This window comes from Pseudoalteromonas sp. P80D2 (assembly GCF_036680945.1).
Classification (GTDB): domain Bacteria; phylum Pseudomonadota; class Gammaproteobacteria; order Enterobacterales; family Alteromonadaceae; genus Pseudoalteromonas; species Pseudoalteromonas shioyasakiensis.
In genome coordinates, this window is sequence record NZ_JAZDAR010000015.1 from 54,906 (window position 1) to 72,281 (window position 17,376).

Genomic DNA, 17,376 nt, shown 5'->3' on the forward strand with positions numbered 1-17,376 from the left:
CTCTTATACTTAAAAAACCTTAATAAAAGCGATGTTTAAGTTGAGTTATTTCCATAAAATCATAGTGTTGTTTTTGACGCTGTGTCTTTCATTCGATGTCTTAGCCACACAACTCAAAGCGGGTATCGTTAACTATAATTTTTTTCCTTACCATACCCGTGATGCTGATGGGCAGTTTTCGGGTGTTATTGTTGGTTATAGTAATGAAATCGCTCGCTTGGCTGAAGCCGATCTTGAATACCGTGTTTACGACAGTTTAGATGAGTTGTTAGATGCGCTTAAAGTTGGTGAGATCGATTTTGCTGTAGGCCTAAATAAAACCGCACAACGCAAAAAGCATTATTTATTTTCAACACCCTTCATGGAAGCGCCAAGAGGTATTGTCGCAAATCAGTCTATTGCAAATGATGCTTTGAAAAACTTAGCGAGCTTACGTTGGGTGTGCATAACGGGTAGTTCACATTGTGAATATTTAGTTGAAAATGGCGCGCTATTTATTAATCGTTTTATAAAACCCGAAGACGCCTTTAAAAAAGTAGCAGATGGCTCGTTTGATGCCTTTATGGGTGATTACTCAGTATTATCTCATCAACTAAAAAATCGCTCTCAAGAAAACCTGAAAGTTGTGAGCCCAGTTTGGTTATCGAGCGAAACCTTGCATGTAATGTTTAATAAAAATAAAACAGCATTACGCAATCAGGTTAACTCGGTATTAGCCGCTATTTCACCAACCACGAGACAATTATGGGAAAGTTCTGCTAGTGAAGAATATTTAGCCGCTAAAGCGTATAGTCAATTTAAGCGTGACTTTAACCGTATTGATAAAAAAGAAGAAAATAATTACTTACTGACATTCTCTTTTGTCGATGGTTTATATCCAATTCATGCGACAAGTAATTTAGGGGAAGCTAATGGCTATTTAAACGATACTCTTGAGCTTTTAGCGCAGCGCAGTGACTTTCAGTTTAAGTATATACCTGCGGCTAATTCGAAAGAGTTGGAACGACTATTTTTAGCCAATAAAATTGATTTAATTCCGACCATGAACCCTACTAAAATTGATGAGGGGGTGTTGATAGCACTGCCTGCTCACTACAGTTTAGAGATGGTGTTAATCTCTAAACGAGCAAGCCAAACTAAACGAATTGGTTATTTAGAAGCGTTTGCTGACCCTAAGCAAAAGCTTGTAACGAATGAACTCGTTGAAACGGTATCATTTGACTCAATTAAAACGCTATTTTATGCACTGAGAAATGACAACATTGATGCTGTGATATTGCCGCAAAGTATTGCGGCATACCAGTTAAACCAATTCTATATTGGTGAGTTTTATATTAATCCAAAATACCGTTATACCCAGCCTATTTATTTTTTAGTGAATAAGCACTTTTCAGAGTTTGCGACTTTGCTAGACAGCTTATTTAAAACACTGACCAGCAACGATTTTAGCTATGTTGTGAACCGTCATGGCATTTTTAGTATTGAACGTGGCTACGACCGTAAAACAGTGAATACCACGGCAATTCTTATTTTAATTTTAATCGCTGTGTCGGTGATTTATTTTATTAGCTGGCGGTTAACTATTAATCGCGAAATTGCAAAGCGTAAAGAAGCTGAAGAAGTGGCATTGATTAAGCTTAACTTTACCCAAAAACTCATTGATGACTTACCCACTATGGTGGTGATTCAAGATCAGCATCAAAAACGCGTTATGTGGAATCGTGCCTACAAAGAAAATTTTGCTCACTTATGGGATGAAAATAACCAATATCTGCGCGGCGACATTAAAGTTGTAAAAAAACTAATTTCACAAAATGAACAAAGTTTAAATTCAGGCAAAGTCATTAATCAGCATATTAATTACACTAACAAATCTGGCAAAGAACTGGAGTTGCTTTACACTAAAAAGCCGTATGTGGGGTTAGATGGTGAACTAGCAGGTATCATGACAGTGCTTACTGATGTTACTGAGCACCGCCATTTACAACGTGAGAATCAGTCAGTTCAACAGCTTCTACAAACCATCACAGATACCATACCCGGCGGCGTATTCCAGTATGAGTATTATGACAATGGTGAGGGGTGTTATACCTATATAAGTAAGGGCGCGCAGAGCTTATTAGGTGTCACTTCACGAATGATTAACCAGCGCGGTATGACGGGATGTATCTCGCCATTTATTGTTGATGAAGACCGCGTGCAAATCGCCAAGAGTTTTAAAGCAGCGACAAAATTTAACAAACTGATTGATATTGAGTTTCGGATAAATAATCTCGGCCAGCAAATTTGGTGTCGTTATATTGCTAATGCTGAAATTAATAAACGAGACGATAAGCAAGGTGTGCGTTGGAACGGGATCTTGCTGGACATCAGCTTACTTAAACGTCAACAAGCAGACTTAAGTAAAGCTACTCAGCTTGCACATCAAGCTGATCTAGCAAAAAGCCGCTTTATTGCCACTATGAGTCATGAATTAAGAACGCCAATGTCTGGGGTAAATGGCTTTATAGAGTTGTTAAAATCATCACCGCTTGATGAAGAGCAGCATTACCTAGTTGAGCACATTGACAGCTCTGTAACCAAGCTTCGCACATTAGTGGATGATATTTTATATTTTGCTAACACCACGACAGGCAATATTGAAGTTGAATTACGTGAGGTCGACCTAGAAGCACATTTATGTCGTGTTTTGCGTGCCCATGAATACCTAGCTAAGCAAAAAGGGCTTGAGTTTAACGTGATATGGCGCACAGCTGCTTATACCTTAGCTTCTGTTGACATAAGCCACTTGATGCAGGTTCTCTCTAATGTTTTAAATAACGCTGTGAAGTTTACTGAAAATGGTTCAATAAGCTGCGATGTGTTATTTGAGAAGCAGTCTTTAAAAATTGAAATATCAGATACAGGTAAAGGTATGACGGCTGAGCAGTTGGCGCATACATTTACCCCTTTTGAGCAAGCTGACAACTCAATTCAACGTCGCCATGGAGGTACAGGCTTAGGCTTGAGCTTGGCAAAGCAACTTGTTGAAGCAATGCAAGGTGAAATATCCATTTCAAGTACCTTTGGTAAAGGTACCAATGTTTACATTGCTGTGCCACTTAAAAGCGTCAGCAAACAAAAACTGCAGGCTGTATCAGTGAATTGGGCTGTGTGTTCTCAAGACCATCAGTTATTAAATAATCTAGCTAATATGGGTGTAAAGCATCATCAATTAGGTTGGCCAATAGATATAGAGGCATTTACACAGGAAGATAATATTCTTATTGATGAAAGCTATATTAAAACGTTGTGGGGCGCTAACTGGCTGCAATCAATCAGTACTGCAACCAACAACTACATTTTAGTCGCAAGTGCAAAAAAAGAGCATAGGCCGGCTAATTGTAGCTGTCATATTTTACCTATAGAGCCATTATATCCAGATACTCTAAGAGAGCTTTTAGATAATGTACATACCAGCAATGATGAGGGGGTGGCTGCGCAAAATGCTCAGTTACATGGGCAAATATTAATTGCTGAAGATAATAAAACAAATCAATTATTACTCGAAAAACAATGCCAGAAGCTCGGTATCAAAGCAGTGATGGTTGATGATGGTATTGCTGCACTCAGAGCACTTGAAACAGGACAGTTTGATTTATTACTAACCGATTGTCATATGCCTGACTTAGATGGGTTTAAATTAACGGAGCAATTACGTAATCAAGAAAAATTTAAACATTTGCCAATTATTGGCTTTACCGCTGATGATTCAAAAGAATGTTTTAACAAAGCATTAAAGTCAGGAATGAATAGTGTTTTATTTAAGCCTTATAAACTTAATGAATTATATAATCGTCTAGCTGAGTTTATAGATTTAAGCTCTAATGATTTGCCTAATAGCAGTGAAGGCGTTGATATCAGTTTACAAGGTATAAAAGATAAGCAGCATTGGTTAACTGTTTTTGGTAATGAGAGTGATGCAAAAATGCTTGCCGACGTATTTATTAACAGTTTGCAAAGTGATTTAAATACTCTACAAGAGCACTTGGAAGCTCAAAATTTAGAAAAGGTTTCTGCTGCAATACATAAACTTAAAGGCGCTATTGTTATGCTGCAATACCCACCTTTATCTGAGCTAATAGTGACAACAGAAAATACCTTTAATCAACAGCAAGATACATTAATAGTGGAACAATTAATTACTGAGTTAAGGGATGTAATAGATAAAATAAAGCTATGGCTATAATAAAAAGATAGGATAAAAAATAAACATGGAATAGATTATTTCATTAAATCCACATATACTAGCTACTGTTGAACATTTAACTTAACTTTTAATACTTAAGAGAGCTCTCAATGAAAGAAATCCGATCTTTTGTGAAATCTGCGTCATTATCTGAATTAGAAAAAGCAAAACAGCTAATTGACACAGCAATCGAGAAATATACTCAACAGCAAGAAGCTAAAAAAGAAGTACTCGATCTACTAAAAGAAAAAGGACTTACATTAGAAGATTTACAAGATGTTGCTTCAACAGATAAGCGTACTAAGGTAAAACCAAAGTACCGCATCGAATTTAATGGCGAAATTGTTGAATGGACAGGCCGTGGCAAACGTCCTAAAGCATTCCAAGGTGTCGATTTAACAAAACACCTCGCTTAATTTTTGCTTTAAAGAATATCAAGGGAAGCGTATGCTTCCCTTTTTTATGTCGATTATAGTCCGATAACATGAAGTACGTACTCAGACCCTACCAACAAGAGGCCGTAGCACGCACGGTTGCTCACTTTCGACAAACAGATGACGCCGCACTGATTGTTTTACCAACAGGGGCTGGAAAAAGCCTTGTTATTGCTGAACTTGCGCGCATTGCTAAACAAAAGATTATGGTGCTCGCGCATGTTAAAGAGTTAGTAGAGCAAAACGCCGAGAAATATATTAGCTTTGGTTTTAAGGCGAGTATTTTTTCTGCGGGGTTAAAGCAAAAGTCTTTAACAGAGCAAGTCACCTTTGCGAGTGTGCAATCACTGGCACGCAATACAGAAAAGCTCACTGATGCTTACTCTTTGTTGATCATTGATGAATGCCACCGTGTAAGCGGTGATGAACAAAGCCAGTACGGGCTGGTGATAGCGAGTCTAAAAAAACAAAATCCCAATCTTAAAGTACTTGGCTTAACCGCAACACCATTTCGTATGGGGATGGGTTGGGTTTACCATCATCACTATCATGGTTTTGTTAGAGGTGATAAAAATGCACCGTTTAAAAAGTGTATTTTTGAGTTACCACTGCGCTATATGATCAAGAACGGCTATTTAACGCCGCCCCATGAAGTCGATGCAGCCATTAGCCATTATGACTTTTCATCATTACCGAGTGATTCATTTGGTCGGTATAGTATTGAGAATATGAATGCGTTATTGAAAGATAATACACGCGCAACAAAAGCGATTATCAAGCAAGTTATAGAATACAGTGAACAGCGTCATGGCGTGATGATCTTCGCAGCAACCGTAATGCATGCCAAAGAAATTACCAGTTACTTACCTGAGGATAGTACGGCACTTATCACGGGTGATACTGATAATAACGAGCGTGACCAAATTATTAATCAATTTAAAGAAAAAAAAATTAAGTATTTAGTAAATGTATCTGTACTCACGACGGGTTTTGATGCGCCTCATGTCGATTATATTGCTATTCTACGTCCCACCGAGTCGGTCAGTTTATACCAACAGATTGTTGGTCGAGGCCTTCGTTTAAGCGAAGGAAAAAAAGACTGCTTAGTGATTGATTATGCAGGTAACGGCTTTGATTTGTTCTACCCTGAGGTCGGCAGTAAAAAAGCGCAAAGTGATAATGAGCCTGTTCAAGTGCTGTGTCCAGGCTGTGGATTTGCGAATATTTTTTGGGGTAAAACAGACAGCGAAGGCAAAGTGGTTGAGCATTTTGGTAGGCGCTGCCAAGGCTTGCTGGACGATGGTGAAGAACAAGTACAGTGCGATTATCGTTTTCGGTTTAAAGAATGTGAGCAGTGTGGTGAACAAAATGATATTGCTGCAAGGCAGTGTCAGTCCTGTGGTGCCATGATGGCAGACCCTGATGATAAACTACGAGAAGCACTAAATTTAAAAGATGCCTTGGTATTAAGGTGTAGTGGTTTGTCAGCTCAGGTGCTCGCAAAAGGGTTACTTAAAATTAGCTATTATGATGAAGATGGGGCCAGTTGTGATGAGGTATTTAACTTAGCAAATGACACCGGACGATTTATTTTTAATAAGCAGTTTGGTAAGCGAGCAGCACCAGGTTTTACCCCAATGGATTGGCAAAGCGCGGAGCAGGTTGTCAATTTACAACAGCAACTACTTGCCCCCGATTTTGTGATTGCGCGTAAAAATAAAAAATACGGTTGGAAAGTAGCTGAAAAGCTATTTGATTATCAGGGCAATTTTCGTAAGGCGAATCAATTAAATTGATCCCCTTACGAGATTGTGGGAATGGCTTATTCTTCTTCGGCCATCAACCCCCAACCATCACCATAACCATTATGGCTATTAGCAATGCTTTCTAAGTATTGTTCAGTTTGGCTAAGTAAGGTGTGATCTGGCACCATCTTCACACGAGTAATTACTTCCCACACCCCTGTATCTGGGCATTTGGCTAACTCTGTTGAAGGGGCAAGTTCATCACTTGTAATGGTTTCAGCAAATTTTTCTGCTTCAGGCTTTTGTTCAAAAAGAATATAGAAATCGATAGTTTGCATACTGGTTAAATCGACACCAGCGTCAGCAATTTCAGCTAATAATTGACCGTTTTCGTCATCAGGGAAGTGCATTTAGTCGCTCATTCATTATAAATCTAGGTATTATCCGCTATTGTAGCGAAAATAATTGTTTAACGCGTACTAATTTTAACATTTCAATTATGTCAGTGGCTATTGCACTGTGCTAGTATCTTTTTGTACTCATTTTAGATTATGACTCTTCCAAAAAAGTAAGGATATTTTTTGTATACTCGGCATTTCTTTTTTGTCTTTGTGTTTATCTGCTTTTCATACAGCCAGCACGCAATTAGTGCCTCAACTGTTATTAAAGATTATAAAATTCAAGGGATCAGTGATGATCTCGAAAAAAACGTTGAGCTTTACATTAAGCAACTGGTCGATGAAAAAACTTCTAAGGCATTAAGGCGTCACGCTAAAAGCCAAGTTGAAATGAGTTTAAAGGCGCTTGGTTATTATAAGCCGATAATCAAAATTAGTTTCGATGATGCTCAGCAGCTTTTAATTGTTGATGTTCAACGTGGTCCTGCTACCCGTATTGCAGATATTAACGTGACTATCACGGGTGCCGGTAAAGATGACGCTGAATTTATGTCTGCCGTCAACAGCATCAAAATCAAACAAGGTGACTTTTTAAATCACGGTAAATATGAGGCCGCAAGAAAACGTATTGAAAGCCAACTATTAGACTTAGGCTATTTTGATGCAAAATGGCATGAGCATAAATTGGCAGTTTCGCTAAAAAATAATAGCGCAAAAGTCATTTTCAATGTCGATACTGGGCCCCGTTATCAGTTTGGTGACATCACAATTGGTAGTGAGACTCCAGCCGAAAAATACATTCGTTCGCTGGCTGAATTTAAACAAGGTCAGCCTTATAAAGCGACCGAGGTTTCTGATTACAACTTAGCACTGTCGAGTACCCCTTACTTTGCGAGTGTTCGTGTGTATGCAGATATTGCAAAACGTAAAAATAACCAAGTGCCTGTCAACGTTGATGTATTACACAAACCTGCCAATAGTTATGAAGTGGGTGGCGGTTATAGCACTGACCTTGGACCAAAAGTCCGTTTCAAATGGACCAAGCCTTGGATCACTGAAGATGGTCACTATTTAGAAAGTAACCTTAATGTATCTGAGCGCCAGCAAGATATTTCACTTGGCTATACGGTGCCAGTTGACGACCCTAATGATGATCTTTGGCGCTTTTCTGTGGGTTACAAGCTCGAAGATGAATTAACCAATGATTTATACAGCCGTATATTCACGGGGCAGCTTCAGCGGCAGTGGCTCACTGATGACGATTGGGTACGTACTGCTTTTTTAAGACGCGATTACGAGACCTATCGAATAGGGGATGAAGAACAAAGCGCAAAAATGCTGATGCCTGGTATTAGTTATGCCAAAAAAGACACCGAGGGGGGCACAACGCCTTATGAAGGCTATCAATGGATGATGTCAGTAGAGTTTGGTTTAAAAGATATGATGTCTTCAACCAATATTTTGCGCTTACAACTGCAAAATGCCTGGTTAACTACTTTTGCAGAACGCCATATGCTGTTTTTAAGAGCCAATCTAGGTGCCATGTTGGTCGATAATATAAATGATGTGCCGTTATCACTGCGTTTTTATGCCGGTGGTGATCAGAGTGTACGTGGTTTTGCCTATGAATCTATCTCCCCTGAAGATGGGGAAGGGCGCCTAATTGGTGGTAAATATTTAATGAGTGGCACTGTTGAATATAACTATCAATTTGCTGAACATTGGCGCGCAGCCTTATTTGTCGATAGTGGTACTGCGACTAATGATTTTAGTGATCGCGTCGAAGTTGGTGCCGGTTTTGGTTTTCGCTATTTAACACCGGTTGGCCCTGTACGTATCGACCATGCTTGGGGTTTAACAAAAGAAAGCAAAAGTACCCGATTAAGTATTACCATAGGGCCTGAAATCTAATGAAGATGTTAAAAAAGATAACCAAGGTTCTATCAATCACGTTGGCAAGTCTGCTAGTTATTGTGTTTTGTTTGCTATTCACCGCGCCCGGTAATCACTTTATTGCATACACAGCGAATAAGTTAGTTGATGGTTTAAAAATCAACCTGCCATCTGGGCGTTTTTTATATAACGATGCGTTTGATGTTCACTTTGAAAATCAAGGCATCAAGCTTGAGGCAAAGCAGCTAAAAATTGATTTATTCTGGTGGCGTTGTGATGGTATCTGCCTAGATAATTTAAGTGCCCAGTCGATTGATCTAAGCATTAAAAGCCAAGCTGTATCAACTGAGCAGAGCACTGAAGCAGAGCCTGAAGCTGAGCAAGCTGGTCAAATCAACTTACCAATGAAAGTTGCTGTTAAGCGAGTTGCAATTAATCGCTTTAATCTCGCGCACCCGAGTGCCGATGTAACAGTCAACAAATTAAACTTAAATGGTCGCGGCGAAGCATCGGATATTACAGTGGATTCACTGACCATTGCTGATGTTGATGTGTTATTACATCAAGCAAAAGAGCAGCCTAAATCAACGCCATTAACAGAGCTTCCAGCATTACCAGCACTTGATATTACGCTCCCGATTAATGTTGAGCTGAAGCAATTTCAAATCAGTAAAGTTGCTGTTACCCCTTATGGCGCAGAAGAGGCTCAGCTTATTGAAAATATCGAGTTGATTGCGTCAGCCAAAGGAAGCGATATTAATCTTGAAAAGCTTGCTGCAGGTTATCAGCAATGGCAATTGCACTCTAACTTAATGGCAGAGCTTTCGGGTGAAAATTCAATTGAGGGAGCAGTGTCTGTAAAAAGCACTGAGCATCAAGCTAGGTTATCGGTTTCAGGCCCGCTTGAGGATTTAACGTTAGAATTAGTAACGCAAGGAGCGTACCCAGCAGAGTTAAAAGGGGCTGTGAACCTAAAACAAACAAATTACCCATTTGATTTAACAGGCCAGATAGCAAAGTGGCAAATTACGACAGATACACAACAGCTGCAATTATCAGACTTTGATTTAAAAGCCAAAGGCCATGCCGATGCTTATGCTGTCGGTTTGAGCCTAGTAACGCAGTTAGACGCATTACCTGCAATGACTGTGAGATCGCAATTAAAGGGTAGTTTAACAAACGCAAAACTTGAGCAGTTAAGCCTCAATGCTAATGACAGTAAAGCAGACATTAACGCATCAGTTGATTGGTCGAACGGGGTAAAAAGCGAGTTTAAAGGGGTTTTAAGCCACTTAAAAGCCCAATACTTAACGGATGCATTAAGCAGTGATTTATCTGGTGAATTTAATGGTTCATTTAATTTACAGGCAGGTGAGTGGCAGCTTGCCTTAGATAACACCCAATTAAATGGTTCAGTTAATGAAGTGCCAGTGACCTTGTTGTCGGATTTTGAACTTGATAGCAGCTTGCATGCGAGTTTTAACAAACTTGAAGTGAAAAGCGGTAAAAATGAAATTGCGTTATCCGGACAAGTGGATGACGTATGGCGTGTAGACGGTAAATTGCGTCTAGATGCAAGTGGTCAAGATATCTTGCCTATGCAAGGCAAGGGCTTTGCTGATTTGAGCTTTCGTGGTGAGCGTCTTGCGCCAACGGTTGATTTAAATCTAGTCCTTAATACATTGAGCTATCAAGATATTCAGGTTGATGGTTTAACATTAAAAGGGCAATTTGATTACGCAGCAGATTGGCAAACGGATGTGTCACTGGTGCTTGATTCTGCATCGATTAGCGAACACAAAATTAATCAAATTGAGTTAGACGCCAGTGGCGATAAAACAGATCATCATTTAACTTTTTTACTCGATGCAGATCAAGGCAAGGCATCATTTGATGTAGACGGTAAATTTAATAAAGAGACCTGGCAAGGTGCGCTAAGCCAAATTCTTGTTACCGATAATCAAGTACGCTTTGGCACTGATAAACCGGTTAATATTCAAGTAAATACCAAAACCTTTGACTTTAATGTAGGCGCGCATTGCTGGCAAAGTGATAACTCAAAACTATGCTTTGAGACCTTGCAGCAAACTGAGCAATTAGGCCAGTTAAATGCACAGCTTGCAGCACTATCTATTGCTGAATTTAAACACTTCTTACCTGATAACTTGAAAGTAACAGGCGATGCAAATGGGGAGTTTGTTGCTAATTGGAATAATGGTGCATTGAAAACGATTCGTGCCAATATCAAAACCAACCAGCTTGAAGCATCTTTAATTGATGACGCAAATGTTTATAAGTTACCGATAGAGGTTTTAGATATCTCGGCAATGAGCGATGCGCAAACGGGTAAACTTAATGCCACTATTGATTCATCTGTATTAGGTAAAGTGACGTCAGAGCTCAACATTGATGATATTCAAAATCAACAGACCTTAGCGGGCGACTTGGTTATTGAGAAAATTGAGTTAACAAACTTACGACCCTTTATTGCATCACTTGAGCAACTAACAGGCGACATAAAAGGCCGGTTAGCAATCGCAGGTACTTTAAAAGAGCCATTACTCAATGGAGATTTTGATGTCGAAAAAATCAATCTAGAAGGGGCAACCTTGCCGGTGTCGCTGCAAAACTCTTATGTGAACATTGCCTTTAATAACCAAAGTGCAAAGCTCACTGGCGAGCTCAAAGACACCGAAGGGGGCGCGCTTAATTTATCTGGCGGTGTTGATTGGCAGCAAGATTTACCGGACGTTGACGTGAGATTAAACGGTAAAGAGTTTTTTGTGCGTGCTCAGCAAGATGTCACCTTTAAAGTGTCTCCAGATTTAACTATGTCGTTAAAAAATAATGCGTTTAATCTTGATGGCCAAGTCGTCGTGCCATGGGGACGTATTGCGATTGAAGAGCTACCAGAAGGTGCTGTGCAAGTCAGCGATGATGAAGTCATTGTTGATATTGAGCAGCAACAGTCAGAAAAAGTGCCCTTTGATTATGCTATTAACTTAAAGGTGTTGGTTGAAAATGATGTGCGCGTTGACTCGTTTGGCTTACAGTCGAAAGTTGAAGGTGACATAAACATCAGCATGGACCAAGTTACGCCGATGATAGCAACGGGTGAGTTGAACCTAGTTCAAGGTACCTATCGTGCTTTTGGTCAAGACTTGCAAATTCGTACCGGTCAGGTGGGCTTTAGTGGCTCAATTGATAAACCGTACTTGAACATTAAAGCAATTCGTAATCCAGACAACACCTCGAATGGCGTGATTGCGGGTATTACGTTAACTGGTAATGTTGAACAGCCTTCATTAAAAGTATTCTCAGAGCCTGCGATGGACCAAGCCCAAGCATTGGCTTATTTATTAAATGGGCAACCTCTTGATGAAGGAGATAGTTCAACAGATGCGATGCTCACCCAATTATTGCTTGCCCAAGGTGTAAACCGTAGTGAAGGTGTAGTATCTAAAATCGGTGAAAGCTTTGGTTTGTCTGATGTCAGCTTAAGTTCAAGCGGCAGCGGGGATGACACCAAAGTTGAAATATCTGGCTACGTTACACCGGGTATTCAAGTGAAATACAGTGTTGGCATTTTTGATTCACTAAGTGAAGTGGCCGTTCGTTATCAATTGTTGTCGCAATTGTATATTGAGGTCACCAGCGGCCTTTATCAAAATGTTGATATTCTTTATAAATTTGATTGGGACTAATACCTCTACTTGTGATCAAACATCGCTTTTACTTGCTTATTAGGGCATAAGTTAATAGGCTGAATTGTCAATTACTTAAAAGATAATAACAATGAAATTAAGTCTATTAACTCTGTGCCTTGGCGTAGTTTTAGCTGCACCAATTGCTGCAAAAGAAACAAGTCAAAAACGTTCTGCTGGCGAAATTATTAAAACCGCAAATAGTAGTGAGTGGCGAAAAGTCAGTGCCGAAAACGTCATTAAATTAACCTTACCTACGGGGGCTGCTTATATCGAACTAAACGATAAACTAGCGCCTATTCACGCAAATAACATGCGACAGCTTGCCAAAGAAGGGTTTTATCAAGGCCTAAGTGTATATCGCTTTGTTGAAGGATTTGTTGCGCAGGGCGGGGATGCCAGCGAAAGTAAACCTGTTAAAAATGCCAAAAAAGGGTTACCTGCTGAGTTTTATCTACGCACCGAGGCTCCTTTAGCGATTACAGAGCTTAAAGGGCCTGATGGCTATGCCGCTAAAACGGGCTTTTTAAATGGCTTTGCTGTGGCACAAAACCAAAGCCAAACCGAAACATGGCAAGTACATTGCCCAGGAATTTTTGCTATGGCCCGCGGTAATGATATTAATTCCGGTGGTACCGAGTTTTATGTCACCATCGGCAATAGCCAGCGCTATTTAGACCGTAATATCACCGTGTTTGGTCGTGTTTTAGAAGGCATGGAGCATTTTAATCTATTGCAGCGTAAAGCCACTGAAGGTCAGCCATTTAACCCCATCACAGATATGCAAGTATTAGCAGATATTAAAGATACTGATAACAGTGAATTTCGGGTGATGAAAACAGACTCAAATGCCTTTAAAGACCTCATCGAAGCACGTAAAAATCGAGTAGAAGCATGGTTTGTTGAAAGCCCTGATTACATCGATGTTTGTGCAATGCCAATCCCAACCGAACGGATTAAATAAAGCCATGACCACCTGATAGATTATTTGATACAATATCAGTCTATTGGTTAAGAAATATAAGGGTATCGGGTGGTTAACCTAGGTCCGCTGTTCGGCGAATTAAAAACGTGTTTACGCAAAGATCAATTCATCTTCAAAAAACGCCTTCATGGCATTAAAAAAATCAACGATGAAACTAAGCAAGCGAGCATAGCGCAAAAAATAGCAGAAGATATTAGCCGTTCGCAGCAATTGCGCGAGCAACGTTTGGCTGCCTTGCCTAAAGTGACCTACCCAGAACAACTTCCTGTTAGTCAAAAGAAAGATGACATTAAACAGGCGATCGCCAATAACCAAGTAGTGATCATCGCCGGTGAAACAGGCTCAGGTAAAACGACGCAGATCCCAAAAATGTGTTTAGAGCTTGGCCGCGGTGTTGATGGATACATTGGTCACACCCAGCCTCGCCGACTCGCGGCTCGAAGTGTCGCGAATCGTATTGCAGAAGAAATGCAATGCGAGCTAGGCCAACAAGTGGGTTTTAAAATTCGCTTTAGTGACCAAGTTTCTGACAATAGTTACATTAAATTGATGACAGACGGTATTCTGCTGGCTGAAATTCAACAAGACAGATACCTAAATCAGTACGATACCATCATCATCGATGAAGCCCACGAACGTAGTCTGAATATCGATTTCATCTTAGGCTATTTAAAAAATTTACTGCCAAAACGTCCTGACTTAAAAGTTATTATTACCTCAGCAACAATTGACCCAGAGCGTTTTTCTAAACATTTTGATGATGCACCTATCATCGAAGTATCCGGTCGAACTTTCCCAGTAGAGGTTCGTTATAGACCAACCACTGAAATCAACAAAGATGAGATGGAAGCGGATGGTGACCAATTACAGGGTATTTTTGATGCCGTTGATGAGCTGTGCGATGAAGGCCCAGGCGATATTCTGATTTTTATGAACGGTGAACGAGAAATTCGCGATACCGCTGATGCGTTATCAAAGCGAAACCTTAAAGGCACCGATGTTTTACCGCTATATTCGCGTTTATCAAACGCTGAACAGAACCGAATTTTTGCGCCGCACAGCCGTCGTCATATTATTTTAGCCACCAATGTGGCTGAAACGTCACTAACGGTGCCGGGTATTCGCTATGTTATCGACCCAGGTACCGCGCGCATCAGCCGTTATAGCTATCGTACCAAGGTACAACGATTACCGATTGAGCCAATTTCACAAGCCAGTGCCAATCAGCGAAAAGGCCGCTGTGGTCGTATTGAAGCGGGTATCTGTATTCGTTTGTATAGCGAAGAAGACTTTAATTCGCGCCCAGAGTTTACTGATCCTGAAATTTTACGCACCAACTTAGCCTCTGTTATTTTGCAAATGCTTGGTTTAGGGCTTGGCGACATGCAGCAGTTCCCGTTCGTGCAAGCGCCAGATAGTCGCAATATCAACGATGGTTTAACGCTACTTGAAGAACTCGAAGCAATTAAGCCTGCTAAACGTCATAAAAAGACTGAGCTTACTAAATCAGGAAGAAGTTTAAGCCGCTTACCTGTTGACCCGCGCCTAGCAAAAATGGTGCTCACGGCTGATGGCTTAGGCGCACTGCGTGAAGTGATTATTATTGTTGCGGCATTGTCGATTCAAGACCCAAGGGAGCGACCACAAGAAAAACGCGGTGCAGCGGATGAAAAGCATGGCCGTTTTGATGACCCTGATTCAGATTTTATCGCCTTTTTAAATCTGTGGAATTACCTTGAAGAGCAGCAATCTGAATTGAGCAATAGCCAGTTTAGAAAGTTATGCCAAAAGGACTTTTTAGCCTATATGCGTATTCGCGAATGGCAAGATATTGTTTATCAGCTATCAACGGTATGTAATGAAATGGGCATGAAGGCCACTACCAATGTTGCTGATAGCGAGCGAATTCATCAATCTTTATTAAGCGGTATGTTAAGTCATATTGGTTTTAAAGATGAAAAACAAATTTATAAAGGCGCTCGCAACAGCCAATTCCATATTTTCCCAGGTTCAGGATTATTTAAAAAGAGCCCAAAATGGATTATGTCGGCAGAGCTTGTTGAGACCAGTAAGCTTTATGCGCGGATCAACGCGCGCATAGACTTGAAATGGGTTGAAGGCTTTGCACAGCATTTAGTAAAGCGCAGCTACAGCGAACCGCATTGGGAGAAAAAGCCGGGTGCAGTTATCGCGTTTGAGCAGCAAACCTTGTATGGCCTATTAATTGTTAATAAGCGCCGCTGTGTATACAGCAATATTGATCCAAAAGTAAGTCGCGAGTTGTTTATTCGCACCGCTTTAGTAGAGCAAGAACTGGGTCAAAATGAAGGCTTTTTACAATATAACCAAGAGTTAATTGAAGATATTCAGGTTCTTGAAAATAAATCTCGCCGCCGTGATATTTTAGTTGATGAACAAACTCTATTTGAATTCTACGACAAGAAAATTCCACAAGATGTAAATAATCGTGCCGCGTTTAATAAGTGGTGGAAAGGGCAAAAGCAAAAAGATAAGCGCTTTTTGCACATGTCTCGAGAAGAATTAATGCAGCATGGTGCTGATCATGTTACCGAGTTTGATTACCCAGATACTTGGCAGCAAGAGAACTTATTATTACCACTGGCATATCACTTTGATCCAGGGCAAGCCGTTGATGGTGTTGCGGTACAAATTCCAGTTGCATTGTTAAACCAAGTACAAGAAACCGGTTTTGATTGGCATATTCCTGCATTTAGGCATGAGTTAATTTGTGCGCTTATCAAGTCGCTACCAAAAACAATTCGTCGTAACTTTGTGCCTGCGCCAAATTACGCCGATGCGGTACTTGCTGCAATCGAGCCAATGCAAGGCAACTTAATTGATGCAATTAGCACGCGCTTATTACGTATGACAGGTGTACGTGTTGAGCCAGATGCATGGGATTTATCAACCCTTGCTCCGCATTTACGCTTACAGTTTGAGGTACGCGATGAACACGATAAGTTACTCGCTCGCGGTTTAAATTTATCTAAACTAAAAGCCCAGTTACAAGGTAAGGTAACGGATACCTTATCGAAAGTAGCAGACAAGGGCATAGAGAAAGCTGATTTAACCGAGTGGAGTTTTGGTGAACTCCCAAGTTCTTACGTGAAAAAACAAGGTCAATATGAAATCAAGGCGTTTCCAGCGCTGGTGGATAAAAAAGACTCAGCCGCGGTTGAGCTATTTGATAATGAACACAAAGCACAGCAAGCGCACCAACAAGGTTTACGTCGCTTAGTGTTATTAAACGTGCCATCACCAATTAAGTATTTACAACAAAACTTACCAAACAAATCTAAATTAGGTTTGTACTTTAATCCGTTTGGTAAGGTCAATGACTTAATTGATGACTGTATCGCTGCAGCCGTCGATAGTTTATTAATTAAATATGGCAATATCCGCACTGCAGATGCGTTTGAAAAAGCGAAAGAGCAAATTCGCGGTGAGCTTGGTGATACGGTTGTTGAGATCGCTACCCAAGTAGAGCAAGTGTTGAGTATTGCTCATGGCTTAAATAAACGTATGAAAGGACGCGTTGATTTAACCATGATCACGGCGCACGGTGATATTAAATCACAGTTACAAAGCTTAGTGTTCAAAGGCTTTGTAAGCCAGCACGGCGCAGCAAAAATGACAGATTTAATACGTTACTTAAAAGCCATTGAACGCCGCTTAGAAAAGCTACCTGTTGATCCTAATCGTGATAGGTTGTGTGTGCTTGAGCTTGATAAAGTAGCTGAGCAATATCAAAAATTAGCGAGCAAAATCCCTAAGGGAATGCCAATTCCTGAAGAGATCAGTGCGATATTTTGGATGCAACAAGAGTTACGTGTTTCTTTATTTGCACAAACACTAGGGACGCCTTATCCTGTATCTGCTAAACGTGTTTTAAACGCAATTAAAGAATGTGAGTTATAATACTAAGGAATGAGGTTAGCGCCTCCTTGCTTTAAGTTACAAACACAGAT

8 protein-coding genes are annotated in these 17,376 nt (G+C 40.3%); 7 read left to right on the top strand and 1 reads right to left on the bottom strand.

Annotated elements, in window-relative coordinates; all coding sequences use genetic code 11:
• Positions 1–73: 73 nt before the first annotated feature.
• The 3 genes from VRK28_RS00350 (at position 74) to VRK28_RS00360 (ending at position 6,458) form a co-directional block, all read left to right on the top strand.
• Complete coding sequence (locus VRK28_RS00350) at positions 74–4,228, top strand: ATP-binding protein (RefSeq protein WP_332393078.1); 4,155 nt, start codon at positions 74–76, stop codon at positions 4,226–4,228.
• A 110-nt stretch (positions 4,229–4,338) separates the two neighbouring features.
• Positions 4,339–4,644, top strand: a complete 306-nt coding sequence (locus VRK28_RS00355) for an H-NS histone family protein (protein ID WP_054564036.1) — start codon at positions 4,339–4,341, stop codon at positions 4,642–4,644.
• Between the two features lie 68 nt (positions 4,645–4,712).
• On the top strand, positions 4,713–6,458 hold the full coding sequence (locus tag VRK28_RS00360) for a DEAD/DEAH box helicase (RefSeq protein WP_062567002.1): 1,746 nt from the start codon (positions 4,713–4,715) through the stop codon (positions 6,456–6,458).
• A gap of 26 nt (positions 6,459–6,484) precedes the next feature.
• Here VRK28_RS00360 and VRK28_RS00365 read toward each other — a convergent pair whose 3' ends face one another.
• Positions 6,485–6,817, bottom strand: coding sequence for a ribonuclease E inhibitor RraB (locus VRK28_RS00365; protein ID WP_062567001.1), 333 nt, complete (start codon positions 6,815–6,817; stop codon positions 6,485–6,487).
• Between the two features lie 171 nt (positions 6,818–6,988).
• Between VRK28_RS00365 and VRK28_RS00370 the strand changes: the two genes are divergently transcribed.
• From VRK28_RS00370 to hrpA, 4 genes are all read left to right on the top strand, one after another.
• Positions 6,989–8,716 carry an autotransporter assembly complex protein TamA gene (locus tag VRK28_RS00370; RefSeq protein ID WP_253109203.1) on the top strand — a complete coding sequence of 576 codons (1,728 nt, stop codon included), beginning with the start codon at positions 6,989–6,991 and terminating at the stop codon, positions 8,714–8,716.
• Positions 8,716–12,402 (top strand): autotransporter assembly complex protein TamB, encoded by a 3,687-nt coding sequence (gene tamB, locus VRK28_RS00375; protein WP_062566999.1) that lies wholly within the window; start codon positions 8,716–8,718, stop codon positions 12,400–12,402. Before VRK28_RS00370 ends, tamB begins: the two co-directional genes overlap by 1 nt.
• A 91-nt stretch (positions 12,403–12,493) precedes the next feature.
• The gene (locus VRK28_RS00380) at positions 12,494–13,366 is read left to right on the top strand and encodes a peptidylprolyl isomerase (RefSeq protein WP_062566998.1); all 873 of its coding nucleotides are present in this window, start codon (positions 12,494–12,496) and stop codon (positions 13,364–13,366) included.
• Positions 13,367–13,435: 69 nt separating this feature from the next.
• Entirely contained in the window at positions 13,436–17,326 is a 3,891-nt protein-coding gene (hrpA, locus tag VRK28_RS00385; RefSeq protein WP_062566997.1) for an ATP-dependent RNA helicase HrpA, read from the top strand.
• Positions 17,327–17,376: the final 50 nt, after the last annotated feature.